20 protein-coding genes are annotated in these 21,966 nt (G+C 71.8%); 8 read left to right on the top strand and 12 right to left on the bottom strand.

Annotated features, from left to right (window positions below; all coding sequences use genetic code 11):
- Positions 1-83: 83 nt before the first annotated feature.
- Positions 84-461: a VOC family protein gene (locus tag ACQ9ZG_RS28140; protein ID WP_109917245.1), complete on the top strand. Its 378-nt coding sequence runs from the start codon at positions 84-86 to the stop codon at positions 459-461.
- Here the strand turns inward: ACQ9ZG_RS28140 and ACQ9ZG_RS28135 are convergent.
- From ACQ9ZG_RS28135 to ACQ9ZG_RS28080, 12 genes are all read right to left on the bottom strand, one after another.
- The gene (locus ACQ9ZG_RS28135; RefSeq protein ID WP_499281349.1) at positions 448-2,877 is read right to left on the bottom strand and encodes a HEAT repeat domain-containing protein; all 2,430 of its coding nucleotides are present in this window, start codon (positions 2,875-2,877) and stop codon (positions 448-450) included. The genes ACQ9ZG_RS28140 and ACQ9ZG_RS28135 overlap by 14 nt on opposite strands.
- A gap of 60 nt (positions 2,878-2,937) precedes the next feature.
- On the bottom strand, positions 2,938-3,621 hold the full coding sequence (locus ACQ9ZG_RS28130; RefSeq protein WP_109914507.1) for an alpha/beta fold hydrolase: 684 nt from the start codon (positions 3,619-3,621) through the stop codon (positions 2,938-2,940).
- 183 nt (positions 3,622-3,804) lie between these two features.
- Positions 3,805-5,265: a nucleobase:cation symporter-2 family protein gene (locus ACQ9ZG_RS28125; RefSeq protein ID WP_109915037.1), complete on the bottom strand. Its 1,461-nt coding sequence runs from the start codon at positions 5,263-5,265 to the stop codon at positions 3,805-3,807.
- Positions 5,266-5,585: 320 nt separating this feature from the next.
- On the bottom strand, positions 5,586-6,974 hold the full coding sequence (locus ACQ9ZG_RS28120; protein WP_109915038.1) for an 8-oxoguanine deaminase: 1,389 nt from the start codon (positions 6,972-6,974) through the stop codon (positions 5,586-5,588).
- A 45-nt stretch (positions 6,975-7,019) separates the two neighbouring features.
- Positions 7,020-8,408 carry a nucleobase:cation symporter-2 family protein gene (locus tag ACQ9ZG_RS28115; RefSeq protein ID WP_109915039.1) on the bottom strand — a complete coding sequence of 463 codons (1,389 nt, stop codon included), beginning with the start codon at positions 8,406-8,408 and terminating at the stop codon, positions 7,020-7,022.
- Between the two features lie 68 nt (positions 8,409-8,476).
- Positions 8,477-9,400, bottom strand: coding sequence for a factor-independent urate hydroxylase (gene pucL / locus ACQ9ZG_RS28110; RefSeq protein ID WP_109915040.1), 924 nt, complete (start codon positions 9,398-9,400; stop codon positions 8,477-8,479).
- Positions 9,401-9,407: 7 nt separating this feature from the next.
- Positions 9,408-9,797 carry a hydroxyisourate hydrolase gene (uraH, locus tag ACQ9ZG_RS28105; protein WP_026238133.1) on the bottom strand — a complete coding sequence of 130 codons (390 nt, stop codon included), beginning with the start codon at positions 9,795-9,797 and terminating at the stop codon, positions 9,408-9,410.
- A 20-nt stretch (positions 9,798-9,817) separates the two neighbouring features.
- Positions 9,818-10,354, bottom strand: coding sequence for a 2-oxo-4-hydroxy-4-carboxy-5-ureidoimidazoline decarboxylase (gene uraD / locus ACQ9ZG_RS28100; RefSeq protein ID WP_109915041.1), 537 nt, complete (start codon positions 10,352-10,354; stop codon positions 9,818-9,820).
- Positions 10,355-10,509: 155 nt separating this feature from the next.
- Positions 10,510-10,908, bottom strand: coding sequence for a helix-turn-helix domain-containing protein (locus tag ACQ9ZG_RS28095; RefSeq protein ID WP_028418223.1), 399 nt, complete (start codon positions 10,906-10,908; stop codon positions 10,510-10,512).
- Positions 10,905-11,144: a YkoF family thiamine-binding protein gene (locus tag ACQ9ZG_RS28090; protein ID WP_070204543.1), complete on the bottom strand. Its 240-nt coding sequence runs from the start codon at positions 11,142-11,144 to the stop codon at positions 10,905-10,907. The genes ACQ9ZG_RS28095 and ACQ9ZG_RS28090 overlap by 4 nt, the downstream gene beginning before the upstream one ends.
- 96 nt (positions 11,145-11,240) lie before the next feature.
- On the bottom strand, positions 11,241-12,419 hold the full coding sequence (locus tag ACQ9ZG_RS28085) for a lactonase family protein (RefSeq protein ID WP_499281348.1): 1,179 nt from the start codon (positions 12,417-12,419) through the stop codon (positions 11,241-11,243).
- Between the two features lie 122 nt (positions 12,420-12,541).
- Positions 12,542-13,381, bottom strand: coding sequence for a GntR family transcriptional regulator (locus tag ACQ9ZG_RS28080; protein ID WP_109916232.1), 840 nt, complete (start codon positions 13,379-13,381; stop codon positions 12,542-12,544).
- A 279-nt stretch (positions 13,382-13,660) separates the two neighbouring features.
- Between ACQ9ZG_RS28080 and ACQ9ZG_RS28075 the strand changes: the two genes are divergently transcribed.
- The 7 genes from ACQ9ZG_RS28075 (at position 13,661) to ACQ9ZG_RS28045 (ending at position 21,949) form a co-directional block, all read left to right on the top strand.
- Positions 13,661-14,923 carry an extracellular solute-binding protein gene (locus ACQ9ZG_RS28075; RefSeq protein ID WP_109916231.1) on the top strand — a complete coding sequence of 421 codons (1,263 nt, stop codon included), beginning with the start codon at positions 13,661-13,663 and terminating at the stop codon, positions 14,921-14,923.
- Between the two features lie 43 nt (positions 14,924-14,966).
- The gene (locus ACQ9ZG_RS28070; protein ID WP_499281347.1) at positions 14,967-15,947 is read left to right on the top strand and encodes a carbohydrate ABC transporter permease; all 981 of its coding nucleotides are present in this window, start codon (positions 14,967-14,969) and stop codon (positions 15,945-15,947) included.
- Positions 15,944-16,789, top strand: coding sequence for a carbohydrate ABC transporter permease (locus tag ACQ9ZG_RS28065; protein WP_109914556.1), 846 nt, complete (start codon positions 15,944-15,946; stop codon positions 16,787-16,789). The genes ACQ9ZG_RS28070 and ACQ9ZG_RS28065 overlap by 4 nt, the downstream gene beginning before the upstream one ends.
- A gap of 51 nt (positions 16,790-16,840) precedes the next feature.
- Entirely contained in the window at positions 16,841-18,427 is a 1,587-nt protein-coding gene (locus ACQ9ZG_RS28060) for a beta-N-acetylhexosaminidase (RefSeq protein ID WP_499281346.1), read from the top strand.
- Between the two features lie 62 nt (positions 18,428-18,489).
- Entirely contained in the window at positions 18,490-19,932 is a 1,443-nt protein-coding gene (locus tag ACQ9ZG_RS28055) for a cellulose binding domain-containing protein (protein ID WP_499281345.1), read from the top strand.
- Positions 19,933-20,148: 216 nt separating this feature from the next.
- Positions 20,149-20,988, top strand: coding sequence for a TIM barrel protein (locus ACQ9ZG_RS28050; RefSeq protein WP_109916897.1), 840 nt, complete (start codon positions 20,149-20,151; stop codon positions 20,986-20,988).
- A gap of 67 nt (positions 20,989-21,055) precedes the next feature.
- Positions 21,056-21,949, top strand: a complete 894-nt coding sequence (locus ACQ9ZG_RS28045) for a 2-hydroxy-3-oxopropionate reductase (RefSeq protein ID WP_084991278.1) — start codon at positions 21,056-21,058, stop codon at positions 21,947-21,949.
- The last annotated feature ends 17 nt before the right edge of the window (positions 21,950-21,966 follow it).

Below are 21,966 nucleotides of genomic sequence, written 5' to 3'. Positions count from 1 at the left end.
CACCAGAAAGTGCGTTCTTCCGCGTCGGCGCCCTGCCCGCCTACGGTCTTCCCGTATCCACGAGAGACCACGGGAGCACCGTCATGGCCGTCCTCAAGACCTACGCACGCCTCTGGACCGACGATCTCGACCGGGCACTGCCCCTGCTGGAGGAGCTGACCGGCGAGCAGCCCCATCTGCGGCTGGCGTTCGAGCAGGTCGCCCTCGCGGCCATCGGGAACTTCCTGGTCATCGCGGGACCGGCCGGGGAGCGCGCACGCTACAGCCACGCCTCGGCCACCGTGGTCGTCGACGACCTCGACGCCCTGCTGGCCACGCTGACCTCCGCCGGGGCCACCGTGACCACGCCCACGACCGGCGGCCCGACGGGGCGGTTCCTCTACGCACGCCACGCCGACGGGGCGGAGATCGAGTACGTCGAGTGGACCCCGGAGCTGGTCCGCCGGATCATCCCCGGCTGACCTCCGCCGTACGGATCCGGGCGCGGAGCCGCTCGTCGGCGGCCTCGATCGTGCCGCTCAGCCCGAACCGCACCACCCGCGGATCCCGCTCCCCCAGTGCCGTCAGCCGCGCTCGGTGCTCGTCGGACAGCGTGTCCACGCCGAGCGCCACCAGCCCGTCCACGGCTTCGGCGGGGGCGGCGCCCGCCTCCGCCGCGTCCAGCAGGAGTCCGGCCGACCGGTCGGTGTCCAGCGCGTCGGGGGCGACGGCCCGCAGGGCGAGGACCGCCGACGGTACCTGCTCCGGGTCGGTCAGCAGCGCCGTCAGCACAGGGACGAGCGGGCGTCCCGCCGGGCCCAGGCCCGCCGCCGCCTCGGCAGCCCGTACGAGCGTCCAGCGCCGCCAGAGCCCGTGGCCGTCACCGAGCACCCCGGCCAGCACCGGGACAGCCTCCGCCGCATCGCCGGTGACGCGGTGCAGGGCGACGGCGATCGCGATGTCGGCGTCCATCTGCGGGTTGTTCCGGTCGGCGCCGGGGGTGTTGAGCGCGGCGCGCAGGGCGGGTACGAGCGGCTCGGCGGCCGGGCCGAGCGCGGCGGCGGCCGTCGCCGACTCCCGTAGCGCGCCGTCCCCTCCCCCGGCGCCCGCAGCGAGCCGTTCGGCCAGCAGGGAGAGCAACGGGCCGTGGTCACCGGTCAGTCGGTGGAGGGCGCGGGCGGCCTCGAACCGGTCGTCCGCCGGTGCGGTCCGGACCAGGGAGCCGAGCGCCTGGGCCACCTCGGCACGCTGCTCGGGCGCGCAGACGGCGGCCAGCACCTTCGGCAGCAGACAGGCGTACGCGGGGAGCGCGGCGAGCAGTTCGGGCACGGCGGGGCCCGCGTCCGGACCCCAGGAGAGAAGCAGCGCCGCCAGCCGGGGCACGGTGGTGACCGGGCCGGGCTCCGCCAGGGCGAGCCGCCGCCGGGCCGCCGCCAGCAACTCGGGGTCGTACGGCAGGGTCGGGAGGACTCCGGCGGGCCCGCCGCACGCCGTCGCGAACGCCCTGGGCCGGTTCTCCAGGTCCCGGGCGAGCAGCGGTGCCGCCCGCACCGGGTCGACGGCCACCAGCGCCTCGAGGGCCCGGTCCGCCGTCTCCCCCGCCCCCGCCGCGCGGGACGCCAGCAGATCGGCCGCGGGCTCCCCGTACGGACCGAGCCTCCCGAGCGCCGACAACGCACCGGACACATCACCGGAAGCCGGACCCGAACCCGCAGTCGCAGTCGCAGTCGCAGTCGCAGTCGCAGTCGCAGTAGCAACACCGTCGCCACCCGAACCGGAAGAGGCACCGGCACCCCCACCGTCCGCCTCAGCCGCCGCCATCAGCGCTCCGACCAGCCGCGCGGGCGCACCGCGCGACAGCTCGCACGCCGTCAGGGCCGCCCACACCGCCTCGGTCCGGGCCTCGGGGTCCGGGTGGCGCAGCGCTCCGTCGAGCAGCGCGTACACCGCCTCCCGGTCCGGACCGGCGTCCCGGAGCAGGAGGGTGACGGTGAGATGGTGCAGAGGCTCGTTGCGGACCTGGTCGAACCGGTCGGCGACCAGCCGGTCCAGGGGCAGCAGGGCGAGCGCCGCTTCGTGGTGGGCCGGGGTCCAGGGCAGCCCGATGTCCGCGGAGGCGAGCAGGGCCGCGATCCGCAGCTCCGGCGGGCTGCCGTCCGGGCCGATGGCCTCCGTCACCGCCCGCGCCGCACCCTCGGGGTCCAACTGGGCCAGGGACGACAGCAGTTCGGCGCGGACGAGCGGGTCCGTCTCGACGGCCGCCCGGTCGCGCAGCGCCGGAGCGGCCGTGTCCGCCCCGGCCGCTCCCGTCCACCCCGCAGCCCAGACCGCGGCCTGGCGCACCGCGCGATCCTGGTGGTCCAGCGCCCCCAGGAGCAGGGGCAGTTGGGCGACGGCGGCGCGGCGGCAGGCGACTTCGTCGCTCTCCCCCGCTTCGCCGCTCCCCCTTGCCGGAACCTCGTCGCCCGCTTCCGCCGGAGGTCCGCCACCCTCTTCCGCCGGAGGTCCGTCACCCGCCTCCGCCGGGGACCCGTCGCCCCCTTCCGCCGGGGATTCGTGACCCGCCTCGGCCGGAGGTCCGTCGACCGCCTCCGTGGACGGGTCCTCGCCGCCCTCGGCTATGCCGCCGATGAGCAGGAGCACGTCTGCCGTGCGGATGTCCGCGGCGGCGATCCGGGCCAGGAACGGCACGGCCTTCGCGGACGCCTCGTACACCGAGCCCTGGTGCAGGATGCTCCCGTACAGCTCGCTCTGCGCCTCCTCGGCGGCCGCGTCGTCGTCCCCGGCGAGGGCGCGCAGGCAGCCGGGGACGTCCTCGGCGCTGCCGTAGGCGTGGCCGTAGGACGCCCAGGGCAGGGCGTCCAGGTCGGCGCGGAACAGGGCGTGGTCGAAGTCCATGCTCCCGATCATGGCAGCCACCACTGACAACGCCCCGAGCCCCGTCCGTGGAGCGGCCCGTCAGCTGGTGAAGAACTCCGTGATGTGGCCGGCCACCTGGTCGGCCCGGGTCTCGTGCGGGCGGTGGCCGCCCGGGACCGTGATCAGCCGGCAGTCCGGGACCAGGGCCGCCACGTCGGCCTGGCGGTGCTGCTCCATCGCGCTCTCCGGGCCGCCGGTGATGATCAGCGTCGGGGCGACGATCTCGCCCAGGCCGTCGGCCGCCTCCGGCCCCGGGTCGGCGAGCTGGTCCCGTACGGCGGGGACCGCGTGCTCGTCGTAGTCCACCGGGCCCTCGGGGGCCCCGGCCGGTCCCGGGTCACCGGGGAACGGCGCCGGGGTCTCCACCAGCACCAGCCGCTCCACCCGGTCGGCGTGCTCCTGGGCCAGCAGCCGGGCGACGGCCCCTCCCATGCCGTGGCCGACGAGGCCCACCCGGTCCAGCTCCAGTTCGTCGAGGAAGCCCGCGACGTCCTCGGCCATCAGTTCCAGGTCGTACGCGTCGGGCCAGTCGCTCTCGCCGTGGCCGCGCAGGTCCAGGGCGTAGACCCGCCACTCCTGGCCCAGCAGGGCGCCGGCCGCCTCCCAGTCCCCGGCGGACCCGCCGAGGCCGTGCAGCAGCACGACGGGGGAGCCGAACGCGTCGCCCCAGGCCCGGTACGCGAGGCGCACATCACCGACATCCACAACCGACCGATCTTCCATACCCCTGACGCTACAGCCGCCCGACCGCCACCCGCGCCACGGCCCCCGGCCCGCCCGCGCCACGGCCCGGATCCGGGCCCCGCCCCCGTACGCCCCGAAACGCGCGCCGGCCCGGCGGGACCGTGCGGGGTCCCACCGGGCCGCAGAAGGAGCGGGGTCGGTGCACGCCGGAAGCGGCGGGGATCAGTGCACGCCCACCCCGGCGGCAGCCGGCACCACGTGTTCGCCGTCCCGCCGCTCCTCGTCCTCCGCGTCCGGCCCGCGGCCGATGTGGTTGAAGGCGAGGTTCAGCACGATGGCCACGACACAGCCGGTCGAGATGCCGGAGTCGAGGACGACCAGCAGGCTCTCCGGGAAGGCGTGGTAGAACTGCGGCGCCGCGATCGGGATCAGGCCGATGCCGAGGGCCGCCGCCACGATCAGCGCGTTCTCGCCCTTCTCCAGGGCGGCGGTGGCCAGGGTCTGGATGCCGCTGGAGGCGACCGTGCCGAAGAGGACGATGCCCGCGCCGCCCAGCACCGGCAGCGGTACGAGGGCGATGACGGAGGCGGCCACGGGGACCAGGCCGAGCACGATGAGGATGCCGCCGCCCGCCGCGACGACGAAGCGGCTGCGGATCTTCGTCATGGCGACCAGGCCGACGTTCTGGGCGAAGGCGCTGCACATGAACCCGTTGAAGACCGGGCTGATGGCGCTGCCCAGGGTGTCGGCGCGCAGCCCGCCCTCGATGATCTTCTCGTCGGCCGGGCGGCCGACGATCTTCCCGAGGGCGAGCATGTCGGCGGTGGACTCGGTCATGCAGACGAGCATCACGATGCACATGGAGATGATCGCGGCGATCTCGAACTGCGGGCCGCCGAAGGCGAACGGGGTGGGGAAGCCGACCACGTCGGCGTTCTTGATGGCGCTGAAGTCGGTGATGCCCGCCGGGATGGCGATCAGGGTGCCGATCACCAGGCCGAGCAGGATCGCGATCTGCTGGAGGAAGCCGCGCAGCAGTTTGCGCAGGGCCAGCACGATCACCAGGGTGACGGCGGCCATGGTGATGTTGGTCATCGAACCGTAGTCGTCCGCCGCCGCGTTGCCGCCCTGGGACCAGTTGAAGGCGACCGGCAGGAGCGAGGCGCCGATCAGGGTGATCACGGTGCCGGTGACGACCGGCGGGAAGAAGCGGACCAGCTTGCAGAAGTACGGGGCGAGGACGAAGCCGAGGAGGCTCGCGACGATGATCGCGCCGAAGATCACGGCTATCCCGTCGTGTCCCCGGTCCTTGCCTATCGCGATCATCGGGGCGACACCGGCGAAGGAGACGCCGTTGACGAAGGGCAGCCGGGCGCCGACCTTCCAGAAGCCGATGGTCTGGAGCAGGGTGGCGATACCCGCGGTGAAGAGGCTCGCCCCCATCAGGAAGGCGGTCTCCTTGGCGGTGAGGCCGACGGCCGGCCCCACGATGAGCGGCGGGGCCACCACGCCCGCGTACATGGCGGCCACGTGCTGCAGGCCGCTGGTGAACATCTTCAGTGGGGGAAGGGTCTCGTCGACCGGATGTTTCCGGTCCTCTGCCGCGCTCTCGGCGACGGTGTCGTCCGTCGTCCCGGGGGCGGCTGGGTCTGCGTCTTTGCGAAACCTGGGCTTAGCGGCCACGGCGGTTCCTCCGGTCGGTTACACGTCGTCGGCGACGCGGGTGTCAGGGAGGTGATGCGGAAGTGGTGCGGTGGTGCTTGCGGCTCTCTCAGGTGGTGCAGGTCGTGCAGAGGGGGGTGCGGGGGGCGCGCACGGTGGGTGTGCGGGCAGGGTTCGTCACCGGTCCGGCGGACGCCCACCATCGGGTGCGCGTCCGCCGGACCGGCTGCCGTGGACCCCGCTCGGGCCCACGGCGGCCGGTCTCGGGCCGTCCCCCTCGACCGGCCGGTCGGGGATTCCGCCGGGTCAGTGGCTGACCGGCGGCCGGGATGCCTCCGGGGTCAGGCCCCGGCGGCGATCTGCGCGAGGCGGCGGGCCTCGTCGCGGGTGGTGCGGGCGATGGCGTCCTCGTCCACCGTGGTGAGGTGGTTGCCCTCGACGACCGTCTTGCCGTCGACGAGGGAGAGGGTCACCGGGGCGGCCGCGCCGAAGATGAGCGCGGTCACCGGGTCGGCGATCGAGGAGTGGGCCAGGGTGTCGAGCTTCCACAGGACGAGGTCGGCGAGCTTGCCGGCCTCCAGGGAGCCGATCTGGTCGGCGCGGCCCAGCACCTGGGCCCCGCCGAAGGTCCCGAGGCGCAGGGCCTGACGGGCGTTCAGGGCGGCCTCGCGGTGGGCTCCGAGGCGGTTGATGAGCAGGGCGTTGCGCAGCTCGGTGTGGAGTTCGCCGGACTCGTTGGAGGCGGTGCCGTCCACGCCGAGGCCGACCGGGACACCGGCGGCGAGCATGTCGGGGACCCGGGCGATGCCTGCCGCCAGGCGGGCGTTGGAGGAGGGGCAGTGGGCGACGCCGGTTCCGGTGCGGGCGAAGGCGGCGATGTCGGAGTCGTTCATGTGGACGCAGTGGGCCATCCACACATCGCTGCCGAGCCAGCCGGTGGACTCGAAGTAGTCGGTCGGGCCCATCCCGAACAGCTCCTTGCAGAACTGCTCCTCCTCGACGGTCTCCGAGCCGTGGGTGTGCAGCCGTACGTTCTTGCGCCGGGCCAGCTCGGCGCCCTGGCGCATCAGTTCGGTGGAGACCGAGAACGGCGAGCAGGGGGCGACGGCGACCTGGGTCATGGCGTCGAAGGAGGCGTCGTGGTGGGCGTCGATGGTGGCCTCGGTGGCGGCGAGCGCGCCTTCGAGGGTCTCGACGGCGAAGTCCGGGGGCAGGCCGCCGTCCTTCTCGCTGCGGTCCATGGAGCCCCGGGCGAGGGTGAACCGTACGCCCATCTCGCGGGCGGCCCCGATGATGGCCCCGGAGAGGTCGCCGGAGTCCTTGGGGAAGACGTAGTGGTGGTCCATGGCGGTGGTGACACCGCCGCGGGCCATCATGGCGAGCGAGCCCTGCGCGGCGGCGCGGGCCATCGGCTCGTCGATGCGCGCCCAGGTCGGGTAGAGGGCGACCAGCCAGTTGAAGAGGTTGTGGTCGGTGGCCAGGCCCCGGGTGATCCACTGGTAGAAGTGGTGGTGGGTGTTGACCAGGCCCGGCGTGGCGAGGTGCCCGGTGGCGTCGATGCGCCGCACGACACCGGTGAGGCCCTCCGGGGCCTTGCCCGCGCCGACGGACTCGATGCGGTTGTCCGCCACGACGATGTACCCGGACGCGTACTCCGTGTCCTGGGCGTCGACCGTGGCGATCGAACAGTTCTCGATGACGGTGCGCTGAGGGTCTGCCGAAGCTGCCATGGCGCTTCCTTCTTCTCTCTGTGGCGATGTGGGCACGGCAGGACCCTAGGAGGATTTGAGTGCCACAGCGGGGCGGCTGTGGGTGCCGAGATGGTGGAAGAACAGGTTGAGCACGACCGCGACCAGTGCTCCCGCGCTGATTCCGGAGCCGAGGACGGTCTGCGCCCAGGCCGGGAATCCGGCGTAGAAGGTGGGCGCGGCGAGCGGGATGATGCCCGCGCCGAGTGCGACGGCGACCAGGATGATGTTGGAGCTGTCGTCGAGCCCGGCCTCGGAGAGCGTACGGATGCCGCTCACCGCGATGGAGCCGAAGAGGACGATCCCGGCGCCGCCGAGGACGGGCATGGGCACGAGCGAGACGACCGCACCGAGCACCGGGAAGGCGCCCAGGATCAGCAGGGCGCCGCCCGCCGCCGCGACGACGTACCGGCTGCGCACCCGGGTCAGCGAGACGACGCCGACGTTCTGGGCGAAGGCGCTGGTGGGGAAGCCCCCGAAGACCGGGCCGACGAGCGTGGCGATGCCGTCCGTACGGAGCCCGCGGGTGATCGTACGGCCGTCGGTGCGGCGGTCGCAGATCTCGCCCAGGGCCAGCATCCCGGCCGAGGACTCGGTCATCAGGACGAGCATGACGATGCAGAGGGAGAGGATCGCGGCCGGGTGGAACTCCGGTGCGCCGAAGGCGAAGGGGGTCGGCAGGGCGGCGAGGGGCGCGGACTTCAGCGCGGAGAAGTCCGCGAGTCCGAACGGGATCGCTGCCAGCGTGCCGACGAACATCCCCACCAGCAGGGCGACCTGCTTGAGGAAACCGCGGCCGAACCGCTGGATGAGCAGGATGACGACGAGCGTGAAGGCGGCCAGTGCCAGGTACTTCATGGCGCCGAAGTCGGCGGCGGTGGCGTCGCCGCCCTGCGCCCAGGCGACCGGCACGGGCATGAGGGTGACGCCGATGAGGGTGATGACCACCCCGGTGACCAGCGGTGGGAAGAAGCGCAGCAGCCGGCCGAAGAACGGTCCGACGGTCAGGCAGAAGGCTCCGGCGACGAGCACCGCCCCGTAGATCGCGGGGAGTTGGTGGCCGGGCGCGCTGGTCTCGGCGATGGCGAGCATCGGGGCGATGCCGGCGGAGGAGGCGGCGTTGACGAAGGGGAGCCGGTTTCCGGCGAACGCGCCGATGCCGATGGTCTGGAGGAGGGTGGCGAGTCCGGCGATCAGGAGACTCGCGGCGATGAGCCGGGTCATCCCGGCGGTGTCCAGGCCGACGGCCTGGCCGATGATCAGCGGAGGGGTGACGACGCCCGCGTACATGGCGGCGATGTGCTGGAGGGCCGCGGGGACGAGCCGCGCGGCGGGGAGCTTCTCGTCGACCGGGTGAACTGCCGTGGTGGTGACGGGTTTCGGGGCCTCGGCCGGCCCCGTTGCAGGCTGTGCCATGGGTGTTTCCTCCGGGATGACCGGCCCCCGCCCGACGGTGGGCGGACGGGGGCCGGTTCAGTTCCGCGTCAGAGGTTGGTCATGTCGACCGGGATCTTCGGCTCGACGCCGTCCCGGAGCACGGTGGCCTCGATCAGACCGTAGGGACGGTCCGCGGCGAAGTAGACCTCGTTGTCGTTCTTGAGGCCGAACGGTTCGAGGTCCACCAGGAAGTGGTGGTTGTTCGGCAGCGAGAAGCGGATCTCGTCGATCTCGCTGCGGCTGTTGATGATGCGCGAACCCATCTGGTACAGGGTCTGCTGGAGCGAGAGGGAGTACGTCTCGGCGAAGGCCTGGAGCATGTGCTTGCGCGCCTGCTCGTAGGACTTCTCCCAGTTCGGCATGCGCTGCTCGTCGCTGGTCCAGTTGTACCGCCAGCGGGCGGAGACGTCGGTCGCCAGGATGCGGTCGTACGCCTCCTTCAGCGTCGTGTACCTGTCCTTGACGTAGCCCCAGAACTCGGAGTTGGTCGAGTTCATCACGGTGAGGTCCTTGAGGCCCGAGATGACCTCCCAGTTCTCACCGTCGTAGGTGATCTGGGTGACCCGGGTCTCCATGCCCTTGCGGGCGAAGGAGTGCTTGACCTCGTCGGCGCCGATGAACCTGGAGTTGCCGTCGGAGGTCGCGATGCGCTCCCAGGCGTACTCCTCGATCCGGATCCGGGCCCGGTGGATCGGCTCCTGCGAGGAGACGAAGTGGCGGGCGAGGTGGATGCCGAACTGCTCGGCGGACTCGATCCCGTGCTCCTTGGCGAACGCGAACACCGTGTTCTTGGTGGTGTCGGTCGGCAGGACGTTGGCGTTGGAGCCGGAGTAGTGGACGTCGTCCATGTCGCCGGAGAGGGCGACCGAGACGTTGAGGTCCTTGATGTGGTGGGTGTCGCCGTCCCGCGTGATCTTTACGACGCGGTTCTCTGCTTTGCCGTACTGGTTCTGGCCGAGAATCGTGGGCATGTCGGTGCTAGCTCCCTCGGTAAACGGAGTAGCCGAACGGGTTGAGCAGCAGCGGTACGTGGTAGTGCTCGCCCGGCACGACCGCGAAGGCGATCGTCACTTCCGGGAAGAACGCGCCGCTGTCCCTTACGCGGGGGGCGTCCTGCTGCGCCTCGGCTTGCTTCTTGGAAAAGTACGTCTCGGTGTCGAAGGCGAGACGCACATGGCTTGTTCCTTCCGGCAGCGCCGGCAGGTCCTTGCAGCGCCCGTCCGCATCGGTCGCGGAGGCCCCGAGCGTCACGTACGGCGCGTCGCCGCCGCTGCGGGCGGCGAGCGAGACGGTGACGGACGCGGCGGGGCGGCCGATGCTGGTGTCCAGGATGTGCGTGGACACCGATGCGGTCGTGTCGGTACTCAAGACCGTCACTCTCCTTGCTCTCAAGAGTCCTGTACGGGAGCTTCCTCTGCGAGGGTCTCCCGTACGAGACGGGTCAGCCGGATGCGGTTGATCTTGCCCAGTTCGGTGCGCACGATCTCCCGCTCCTGCTCGGGCGAGTTCCCGATGCGGGACTTCACCGCGTCGCGCATCTGCTCACCGGTGGCCCCGGTGGCGCAGATCAGGAAGACATGTCCGAACCGCTCCTGGTAGGCCAGGTTCAGTTCGAGCATCTCGGTCTTGAGCTCCTCGGAGGCACCGGCCATCCCCCGCTGCTCGCGGGCGGAGGTCGGGTCACCGGGCTTCGGGCGTCCGATCGGCGGGTGTCCCGCCATCGCGTCGGCCAGGTCCGCCGCGGTCAGCTCCGCCATGGCGGCGTCGCTCGCGGCGAGCAGGGCTTCCTCGGTGGCGTACGGACGACCGGCGAGGACGGTCTCGCCCCAGGCCGCACTGGCACAGACCTCGTGCAGTGCGGGGGCGGCCTCGCCGTCCGCCAGGGTGTTGAACCGGGTGAGGCCCGGTGTGAAGCTCGAAGTCACGGGAGCCTCCGTGGCTGTTTTTCGCTGTGCGTTGTTCGGGCTGCGGATAGCTAACGCCCTCCGCAACACGACGTCAACACTTTGTTGAAATCTCGCGAACGAAGAAAGCCGCCGTCCCGGCATACGGACGGCGGCTTTCCTGCGTGTTCGGCCAACTACTCACCCTTGGCCGAATGTTCCCGGTTCAGGTAGTTGTAAACGGTGAACCGGGAGACGCCCAGGGCGCCGGCCACGGTCTCCACCCCGTGCCGTACGGAGAAGGCACCGCGTGCCTCCAGGGTCCGGACGACGGACTGCTTGGTCTTCCGGTCCAGGTCGGCGAGCGGCATCCCGTGCCGTCTCTCCAGCGCGGCGAGGATGTGGTCCAGCGAGTCGGAGAGCTGGGGCAGCCGTACGGCTATGACGTCCCGGCCCTCCCAGGCGAGCACGACGTCGTCGGGCTGGGCCTGCTCGGGGCCGAGCAGCTCGGCGCCCATCGCGTCGACGAGCGGTTTGACGGCCGATACGAAGGGGTGGTCGACGGTGACCGGAGAGTGATCGGCGGATTCGGTCACCGTACCTCCTCCCCGATCACATTGACCTGGAGCGAGACCCGGGTGGCACCCGAGGCCAGGGCCCGGCGCAGCAGGGAGTCCACGGCGGTGAGCACCTGGTCCGCGCCCCCTTCCGCCGTGTTGCCGAACGGGCCGACGTCCACGGCGTCGAGTTCGGCGCTCTGGATGACCTCGCGGGCCACCACCGCGTGGGCGGGCGCCTCGTCGAGATCGAAGGGCTCGGTGGTGAATTCCACCCTCAAGCGCACTGTGCCTCCCTGATGTCCTCGCCGCGGGTGCGGGCGCGCGGCCGGGGCACGACTGTAACCGCTGGAACGGGCCCGCCCCGGGCGTCACGGCAGCGGCAGGACGCAGACCGCGACCGGCGCCGGGAGCGCGTCGCCCGCCGGGGCCAGGGAGCCGTCGTCGCCCACCCGGAAGGCGGTGACGGTGGCGGAGCGCTGGTTGGCGGCGAAGAGCAGGGAGCTGTCCGGGGAGAGGGCGAGCTGGCGCGGCCAGTCCCCGCCGACGGGCACGGTGTCCAGCAGTCGCAGGGCCGCTCCGCCGTCCTCCACCGCGTAACGGGTGAGGCAGTCGGGGCCCCGGTTGGCGAGGTACGCGTACGAGCCGTCGCCGGTGACGACCAGCTGGGCCGGGTAGCCGGTCTCCGACCCGGTGGACCGGCCGGGGCCGGGCGTGAGGGTTCCGCTCCCGGGGTCGTACGCGCAGACGACCGTGGTGTTGTCCAGCTCGCAGGCCAGATAGGCGGAGCGCCCGCCGGGGTGGAAGGTGAGGTGGCGCGGGCCGGAGCCGGGGGCCAGGGCGGCGCGGGAGACCTCGGTGAGCGTTCCGGCGGAGGTGTCGAGTCGGTACGTGTACACCGTGTCGGTGCCGAGGTCGACGGCGAGGACGTGGCCGCCGTCGGGCGAGGTGACGACCTGGTGGGCGTGCGGCCCGCTCTGGCCGGGACCGGGCGGCGGGGAGCTGTGCGTGACCAGGTCGGTGCGCTCGCCGAGCGAGCCGTCCGCCGCGATGGGGTGCACGGCCACGCTGCCGGAGGTGTAGTTCGCGCTGAGGAGCCAGTCCCCGGACGGGTGGACGGAGAGGTGGGTGGGGCCGGAGCCGCCGGTGGGGCGGGTGCCGAGCACGTCGTACGTCCCGTCCGGCGCGAGCGCCACGGCGGTGACCGCGCCCGCGTCCTGCTCGGCGACGGCGTAGACGGTGGAGCCGGAAGGGTGGAGGGCCAGGTAGGAGGGGTTCTCGACGCCGGTGATCACGGCCCCTGGGGTCATCGCTCCGGTGGCGGTGTCGTACGTGGCGGTGCCGATGCCGGTGCCGCCGCCCTCGGCGGAGGTGTAGGTGCCGAGCAGGAGGCGGCGGGTGGCGGTGGGGGCAGGCCGGGCGGCGGCGTGGGCCGATGCGGAGAGGGCGGGGGCGGCCACCAGGGCGGCGGTTCCCGCCAGCAGGCCGCCGAGGAGGCTTCGGCGGCCGACGCTCGGGCGCCCGGAGGCAGGGCTGGGTACGGCGTTCATGCGAGGCACCTCGTGGGGGGATCGGTCGCTTCGGATGTGCCGCCACCTTGGCCCGCCGAGCCGCCAACGGCAAGAGGCGCAACCGGAGTTGCACTCTGCGCAACGCTGTCCGGGGGTGCGGCTCAGGCCCCCGTCTGGATGTCCCCCCTGGTGGAGGAGGTGATCGTGTCGCCGTGGGCGAAGTCGCCGGGCGGGATGCCGGGGTGGTGGCCCTCCCGGTCCGGGGCGACCTCGGCGGCCGGGCCGAGGGCGAGGCGGGAGACGATCCGGTAGCGGTCGCCCCGGTAGAGCGAGTGGACGTACTCCACCGGGCGGCCGGTCGTGTCGGAGGTCAGCCGCTCGAAGAGCAGGGCCGGGGAGAGCTCGGGGACATCGAGCAGCTTCGCCTCGGCGCGGGTGACGACGGTGGGTTCGATCGCCTGGACCGCCTCGTGGACGTGCACGTCATGGGTGGTGCGCAGGTGCTCGTAGAGATCCCCGCTCTCCAGCTCCTGCGCGCTGAGGCCGGGCACCAGCTCGGCCCGGATGTGCAGGTGCTCGATGGCCATCGGCGCCCCGTCGACCAGCCGCAGCCGGGCCACGTAGACGATCTCGGCGGCGGGTGACATCCGCAGCTTGCGGCCGACCCGGGCCCCCGCCTGGAGGGTGGTGAACTCCAGCAGCCGGCTCGACCAGGCGCCCGCCGCCTGCGGCACGGCCAGCGACCGGTCCCCCGCCACCAGCTCCTGGGTGATCTTGGCGGGGGCGACGAACATCCCCCGGCCGTGCTCGCGCACCAGGAGCCCGGCGGCGACCAGCTCGTCGACCGCCGCGCGCACGGTGGGCCGCGACACACCCAGCAGGGAGCACAGGGCCCGCTCCGAGGGAATCGCGTCGCCGGGGCTGCGCGACTCGATCAGCTCCAGGACCGCATCGCGCGTCCGCTCCCGTTTGAGCACCGTCCCCGGCACATCCGCGTCCATGCGCTCCCCTCCCGACGGATTCACCTTCCTTACCAGTTGACCGGACTGCCGGACCAACTGGCCTGCTGGTCAGGCGAAGTGTAGCGCCTACTGCGGTCAGCAAGGGCGAGCATGTTACGCACCGATCACCAAATCGCCTTTGTACGCAGGGGGTTGACGACCTCATTGGTCTATGCCACCTTCAACCCCCATCGAGAGGTGAGCTGTCCAGTGGACATCACTGGTCAGGTGGTCAGGTCGGACTCAGGTCGGGCTCAGTTCTGCTTTCCGAGGTGAACCGTGAAGTACCGCTTGCTTGCCGGTGGGTCCGTGCTCGTTCTGGCCGCCGCGCTCAGTTCCTGTAGTTCGCCGTCCGGCTCCGCGAGCGGGGACGGGCGGACGAGGGTGGACGTCTGGCTGATGCGCGACAGCGTGTCGGAGACCTTTCAGAAGGAGTTCACGGCCGACTTCGCGAAGCGCCACCCGGAGATCGATGTGAAGATCCAGATCCAGGAGTGGGACGGCATCGGCCAGAAGATCACCGCCGCCCTGGCCAGCAACGACGCCCCGGACATCATCGAGGCGGGCAACACCCAGGTGGCGCAGTACGCCGAGAGCGGCGGGCTTCTCGACCTCAGCGACCGCAAGGACGAGCTGAACGGCGCGGACTGGCTGAGCGGCCTGGCCGAGCCGGGGGCGTACGAGGGGAAGCAGTACGGCATCCCGTACTACGCGGCCAACCGGGTGGTCATCCACCGCACCGACCTCTTCGAGAAGGCGGGCGTCGACGCGAAGGCGATCAAGACCCGCGAGCAGTGGATCGACGCCACGACCAAGCTCAACACCGGCGGTACACAGGGCATCTACCTGCCCGGCCAGATGTGGTACGCGCTGGCCGGCTTCATCTGGGACGAGGGCGGCGACCTCGCCACCGAGTCCGGGGAGAAGTGGTCCGGCGCGCTGGACACCCCCGAGGCCCTGCGCGGTATGGCGTTCTACGAGGAGCTCCAGGCGCTCGGCAAGGGGCCCAAGGACTCCGACGAGGACGACCCGCCGCAGGCCGAGGTGATGGCGCAGGGGCAGGTGGCCCAGATCATCTCCACCCCCGGCGGGGCCAACGTCATCGTGGAGAAGAACCCCGGACTCAAGGGCAAGCTCGCCTTCTTCCCCATCCCGGGCAAGACAGCCGACACCCCCGGTGCGGTCTTCACCGGCGGCTCGGACCTCGTCGTACCGGCCGCCGCCGCCCACCCCGAGGAGGCGGTCACCTTCATCAAGGAGCTGACCGGCAACGCCTGGCAGAAGAAGCTCGCCGTCGCCATGAGCTACGTACCGAACCGCACCTCGCTCGCCTCCGCCGTGGCCGGTGACCCGGGGGCGGCGGCGATGGCGGTCGGCGCCGCCAACGGCCACGCCACGCCCAACACCCCGGGGTGGGCGGCGGTCGAGGCGGAGAACCCGATCAAGGACTACATGACCGCCGTGCTCACCGGGCGCGACCCGGCCAAGGAGGCGGCGAAGGCCTCGCAGGACATCAGCCGGGCCATGAACGCCGGTTCCTGACCCGGCCCGCACCCGATCACCAGCCACAGGAAGGAGGCGTACCGTGCCGGTCGTCGCCGAACGGACCCCCGTACCCCGCACCCCCCGGCGGCGGCCGGTCCCGCCCCCCGCCCCACGCACCGGGCCGACGGGCCGGGCACACGGCCTCTGGCCGTACGCGCTGATCGCCCCCGCCGTCGGCGGCATGCTCTGTCTGCTGGTCTATCCGCTGGCGCGGGCCGTCCTGATCTCCTTCCAGGACTTCCGGCTGCGCCAGCTGATCAGCGGTGACGCGGAGTTCGTCGGGTTGCGGAACTACCGGACACTGCTGTCGGACCCGCGGTTCTGGGAGGTGGTCCGCCGCACCTTCCTGTTCATGGCCGTCAACGTCGTCCTGATCATGGTGATCGCCACGCTGGTCGCCCTGATGGTGGAGCGGCTGCGACGGGTGGGCCGGACGGTGGTGCTCTGCTCGCTGGTGCTGGCCTGGGCGATGCCGGTGGTGGCGGCGACCACGGTGTTCCAGTGGCTGTTCCACTCGGAGTTCGGCATCGTCAACTGGGCGCTGACCTCGATCGGCCTCGACTCCTTCGACCGCTACCCGTGGTTCGCCAACGGGAGCGCCGCCTTCGCCATCCTGGTGACGCTGATCGTCTGGCAGTCGGTGCCGTTCGCCGCGATCACCCTGTACTCCGCCCTGACCACCGTGCCGCCGGAGCTGTACGAGTCGGCGCGGCTGGACGGGGCGGGGGCGGGGCGGATCTTCCGCTCGGTGACCTTCCCGATGCTCCGGCCGATCTTCCTGCTGGTCTTCTCGCTGGAGGTGATCTGGACGTTCAAGGCCTTCGTCCAGATCTGGGTGATGACCCGGGGCGGGCCGGGCGACGCCACCACGATCCTGCCGGTCTACGCGGTGCAGACGGCCCTCTCCAGCCAGCGGTACGACCTGGGTTCGGCCGCCTCGATGATCACCGTGGTCCTGATGTCCGGGGTGCTCGTCCTCTACTTCCGCCAGATGTTCCGCCAGGAGGACGAGACCCGGTGAACGCCCGTACCGTACGCCCCCGACTGCGCCGCCAGCCGCTGAACATCGCCGCCGCCGTGACCGTCGTCGTCTGCCTCTTCCCCGTGTACTGGATGATCTCCACGGCGTTCAAGCCGTCCAAGGACATCCAGTCGGCCGACCCGCAGCTCCTCCCGCACACCTGGACCCTCACCCACTTCCAACGGGCCGTGGACGCCGACGGGTTCGCGCTGTTCTGGCGCAACAGCATCCTCGTCACGCTGGGCGCGGTCCTGCTCGCGCTGCTGGTGGCGCTGGGCGCGGCGTTCGCCGTGGCGCGGATGCGGTGGAAGGGCCGGCGGCAGTTCATGCTGATGGTCTTCATCGCGCAGATGGCGCCCTGGGAGTCGCTGATCATCCCGGTCTACATCATCTCCCGGGACACGAACATGCTGGACCGGCTGCCGACGCTGACGCTGATCTACTTCATGATCACACTGCCGTTCACCCTCGTGGTGCTGCGGGGCTTCATCGGGACGATCCCGCCGGAGCTGGAGGAGGCCGCCCAGGTCGACGGCTGCACCCGGACCGGGGCGTTCTGGCGGGTGGCGATGCCGCTGCTGGCGCCGGGGCTGATGGCGACCTCGCTGTTCGGCTTCATCACGGCGTGGAACGAGTTCGCCTACGCCAACTTCCTGATCATCAAGCAGCAGGACAACCGGACCCTGCCGGTCTGGCTGTCGTCCTTCCAGAACACCTTCGGCACCGACTGGGGCGCCACGATGGCCGCGTCCACGCTCTTCGCGCTGCCCGCCCTGGTGATCTTCCTGCTGCTCCAGCGCCATGTGACCTCCGGCTTCGCCGCCGGTGCCGTCAAGGGCTGAGAGGCCGGACCGCCCACCCCCGTAAGCCCGCGAACCGAACCCGGAGACCCCGTGCCCGCATCGCGCCCCGACCTCGCCCTCCTTCCCCGGCCCAGCAGGATGTCCGCCCTGGGCGGCCGGCTCACCCTCGACCGCGACACCGCCGTCCGCGCTCTCCCGGGCGCCGAACCGGCGGCCGACCTGCTGCGCTCCCTGGTCGGCCCGGCCGCCGGGCTGCCGCTGGCCCCGTCGCCGGAGGGCCGGATCGTGCTCGCGCTGGACGAGCAGCTCGGCGGCCTCGGGGAGGAGGGGTACGGCCTGACGGTCGGCCCGCAGGCGCTCCTGCTGCGCGCCGCCCACCCGACGGGGCTGCTCCGGGGCGTACAGACCGTCCGCCAACTCCTGCCCGCCGAGGCGCTGTCGGGCGGGGCGCGGGGTTCCGGCTCCTGGGAGCTGCCGTGCGTCGAGATCACCGACGTACCGGAGCTGCCCTGGCGCGGTTCGCTGCTGGACGTGGCACGGCACTTCCGGCCGATGGACTATCTGCTCCGGTACGTGGACCTGCTGGCGCTGCACAAGCTGAACGTCCTGCACCTCCACCTGACCGACGACCAGGGCTGGCGGATGCCGGTCGACGCCTACCCCAGGCTGACCACGGTCGGAGCCCGGCGGGCCCGGTCGCAGCGGGGGCCCGAGGGCCCGGGCCGAACGCGGTTCGACGCGACACCTCACGAAGGGGCCTACACCAAGGCCGAGTTGCGCGGGCTCGTGCGGTACGCGGCGGAGCGCGGCATCACCGTCGTGCCGGAGATCGAGATGCCCGGCCATGTGCGGGCGGCACTCGCGGCCTATCCGGAGCTGGGCAACCATCCGGAGCGCCGGCTGGAGGTGTGGGACCGCTGGGGCGTCTGCGAGACGATCCTCGGGGTGCACGAGGAGGTCTTCGCCTTCTGCCGGGCGGTGCTGGAGGAGGTCATGGACGTCTTCCCGTCCCCGTACATCCACATCGGCGGTGAGGAGTGCCCGACCTCCGAATGGGAGAGCAGCCCGGCCGCCCGGGAGCGGGCGGCGGCCGAGGGGCTGGCGGACCCGGCGGCGCTGCACGGCTGGTTCATGGGCCGGATCGGCGCGTTCCTCGTGGAGCACGGGCGGACACCGGTCGGCTGGGCGGTGTCCGGAACCGAACTCCCGCTGGACTTCACGGTGATGGCCTGGCGGGATGCCTCGCACGCCCGGGCCGCCGCACGGCGCGGGCACCGGGTGGTCGCCGCCTACCACCGGACGACCTACCTCGACTACGTCCAGTCCGAAGCCTCCTTCGAGCCCGTGGCCCAGCCGGGCGATCCCGTCACTCTCCGCACGGTCCACGACTACGAACCCGCCCCCGCGGAGTGGTCGCCGGAGGAGCGGGACCGGATCCTCGGGACGCAGGCCCAGCTGTGGACGGAGTACGTCCGCACGCCCGAGGAGATCGAGTACCTCAGCTACCCGCGGCTCTGCGCGCTGGCCGACCGCTCCTGGTCCGGCGGGCGCGGCGACTGGCCGGGGTTCGTCGGGCGGCTGCGCCACCACACCGCCCGGCTGGACGCCCTGGGCGTCCCCTACCGCCCGCTGGACGCACGGTCGCTCGCGACGACCGCGTACGCGTCCCCCTCCTGAGGAACAGCGCGACCCCGCTCGTCACCACTCCCCCACCACCGTTCCGGAGAGGAACTGAACCCGTGAACACATCACGCAGGAAGCACCAGAGGTCCGGGCTGCGCACCGCCGCCGCCTCCGCCGCCGCCGTGGCCCTGGCCGCCACCGGGCTGGCCGCCCTGCCGTCCTCGGCGGTCGCGGCGGCGGACGGGATCGTCGTCCAGTACCGCACGAGCGCGTCGGGCGCGAGCGCCGACCAGAGCGAGCCGTGGCTGAAGGTGCGCAACGCCGGCTCCACCTCCGTACCGCTGAGCAGTGTCAAGGTGCGGTACTACTTCAAGGCCGACTCGGCGTCCGCCGCCTACCGGTTCGCCTGCTCCTGGGCGGTGAAGGGGTGCGCGAACATCACCGGCACGTTCGGCACGCTCGCCAACCCGACGGCCACCGCCGACCGTTACCTGGAGATCGGCTTCACCCCGGGCGCGGGCTCGCTGGCGCCGGGGGCGGACACCGGGGACCTGCAGCTCCGCTTCCACCAGGCGTCCTGGGCCTCGCTGATCCAGTCCGACGACTACTCCTTCGGCCCGGAGCGGACGACGTACGGCGACTGGTCGAAGGTGACGGCCCAGGTGAACGGCTCCCTCGTCTGGGGTCAGGCTCCCGGAGGCAACAACCCCACCGACCCGCCCACGAACCCGCCCACCGACCCGCCGGGAGACGGGGCCCGGCTCTTCGACGACTTCAACTACAGCTCGCACACCGACCCGAAGATCAGCGCCAACGGCTGGTCCGTGCGGTCCAACTCCGGCGGTCCGGGCGTGCCGGGGGCGACCTGGGCGCCGGAGAACGTCACCTTCGCCTCGCAGAGCGGGAATTCGGTGATGAACCTGGAGACCTCCACGGCCGGGACGGGGGCCTCGACCAAGCACACCGAGATCCTGACGAAGTCGATGAAGTTCAAGAACGGGACGTACGCGTCCCGGGTGAGGTTCAGCGACGCGCCGCGCTCGGGACCGGACGGCGACCGGATCGTGCAGACGTTCTTCACGATCAACGACCTCACGGCGCCGATGGCGAAGGACTACGCGGAGTACGACTTCGAGTACCTGCCCAACGGCGGCTGGGGCGAGCCCGCCAACATCCTCTACACCACCTCGTGGGACACCTACCGGCCCGATCCGTGGGAGGCGGTCAACCAGCACTCCTCGGACCGGCGGTCGTACGCGGGGTGGCACGACCTGGTGGTGACCATCGACGACAACCAGATCACGTACTACGTCGACGGTCAGCACTTCGGGACGCACGGGGCGGCCTTCCTGCCCGAGCGGCCGATGTCGATCAACTTCAACCAGTGGCTGATCGACCTGGAGGGGCAGCCGAGCACCACGCCCCGCGCCTACGACCAGCAGGTGGACTACGTCCTGCACGTGAAGGACCAGGTACTCACCCCGGCGCAGGTGAACGCGATGGTCGGGTCGTACCGCAGTGCGGGGAAGACCTTCGAGGACACGGTGCCGGGCAGCTAGGAGCTCTGACCACGGCGTGAGAGCCGGGCGGGGCGGGGGCCGAGGGCGGCCGCCGCCCCGCTTCCGTGTGTCCGGATCCGCCCCCTCCACCGCCCTCGTACGCCGCTGACCGGGGCGAATTTTGCGGTGCCCCCTTGACAGCCCCGCCACCCCCCAGGCAATCTTCCGTTAAGCAGAAACTAACTTCCGCAATACGGAAGGAGCGCCGAAATCCTCATGGGATACCCGGACCAGCGCTTCGATGTGAACCTTTCGATCCTCTTCACGGAACTCCCGCTCCTGGAGCGTCCCGCGGCAGCCGCCGCGGCGGGCTTCACGGCGGTCGAGCTGTGGTGGCCCTGGATCGAGACCCCCACCCCCATCCGGGCGGAGCTCGACGCCCTCAAGAAGGCGCTCGACTACGCCGGCACCCAGCTGGTGGGGCTGAACTTCTACGCCGGACAGCTGCCCGGCCCCGACCGCGGCGCGCTCTCCGTGCCCGGTGAGGAGTCCGACCGCTTCCGCGAGAACATCGAGGTGGCGGCCGACTTCGCCGCCTCGGTCGGCTGCAAGGCGCTCAACGCGCTGTACGGCAACCGCGTCGAGGGCGTGGACCCGCAGACGCAGGACGCGCTCGCCCTGGAGAACCTGGTGCTGGCCGCCCGCGCGGCGGACCGCGTCGGCGCGATCCTCCTGGTCGAGACCCTGAACAAGCCGGAGTCGCCGCTCTATCCGCTGGTCAGCGCACCGGCCGCGATCGAGGTCGTCGACAAGGTCAACGCGGCGACGGGTCTGGGGAACGCCAAGTTCCTGCTGGACCTCTACCACCTGTCGATGAACGGCGAGGACCTGAGCCAGGTCATCAAGGCGTACGCCGCCAGGACCGGCCACGTCCAGATCGCCGACAACCCGGGGCGCGGCGCGCCGGGCACCGGCACCCTCCCGCTGGAGCGGCTGCTCGACGAGCTGAAGGACGCCGGTTACGCGGGCTGGGTCGGCCTGGAGTACAAGCCGGGCGACCGGCCGAGCGCGGAGGCCTTCGACTGGCTCCCGGCCTCCGCCCGAGCGGCCCGCTGACCGGCCGATTCCACCACGGGGTGAGCCCGGCCCCCTACGTACACACGTTTTTCAGGAAGGCACCCTCATGAGCAACAACCTCCCCAAGGTCGCCTGGATCGGTCTCGGCATCATGGGCTCCCCCATGTCGGAGAACCTGATCAAGGCCGGTTACTCCGTCACCGGATACACCCTGGAGCAGGACAAGATCGACCGGCTGGTCGCGGCCGGCGGCACCGGCGCCTCCTCGATCGCGGACGCGGTCGCGGACGCGGATGTCGTCATCACGATGGTGCCCGCCTCCCCGCAGGTCGAGGCCATCGCCTACGGCCCCGACGGCATCCTGGAGAACGCGAAGCGCGGGGCGCTGCTGGTGGACATGTCCTCCATCACCCCGCAGACATCGGTGGACCTCGCGAAGAAGGCGGCCGAGAAGGGCATCCGGGTCCTGGACGCGCCGGTCTCCGGCGGCGAGGCCGGGGCCGTCGAGGCGGTGCTCTCCATCATGGTCGGCGGCGAGCAGGCGGACTTCGACGCCGCGAAGCCGCTCCTGGAGGCGCTCGGCAAGACGATCGTGCTCTGCGGCCCGCACGGCTCCGGCCAGACGGTGAAGGCGGCCAACCAGCTGATCGTCGCGGTGAACATCCAGGCCTGTGCCGAGGCCGTGGTCTTCCTGGAGAAGTCCGGGGTGGACCTCACCGCCGCGCTGGACGTCCTCAACGGCGGGCTCGCCGGCTCGACCGTGCTGACCCGCAAGAAGGACAACTTCCTGAAGCGGGACTTCGCCCCAGGCTTCCGGATCGACCTGCACCACAAGGACATGGGCATCGTGACCGACGCCGCCCGCAACGTCGGCGCGGCCCTGCCGGTCGGCGCCGTGGTCGCCCAGCTGGTCGCCTCGCTGCGCGCCCAGGGCGACGGCGGGCTGGACCACTCGGCGCTGCTGCGCTCGGTCGAGCGGCTCTCCGGCTCCCAGGTCTGACCCTCCCCGGGTGCCGC

The sequence above is a fragment of the Streptomyces araujoniae genome (genome assembly GCF_050871195.1).
In the GTDB taxonomy this organism is placed as follows: domain Bacteria; phylum Actinomycetota; class Actinomycetes; order Streptomycetales; family Streptomycetaceae; genus Streptomyces; species Streptomyces bacillaris.
The sequence above is the reverse complement of the archived record's forward strand: the minus strand, read 5'-3'. Positions and strand labels throughout refer to the sequence as shown.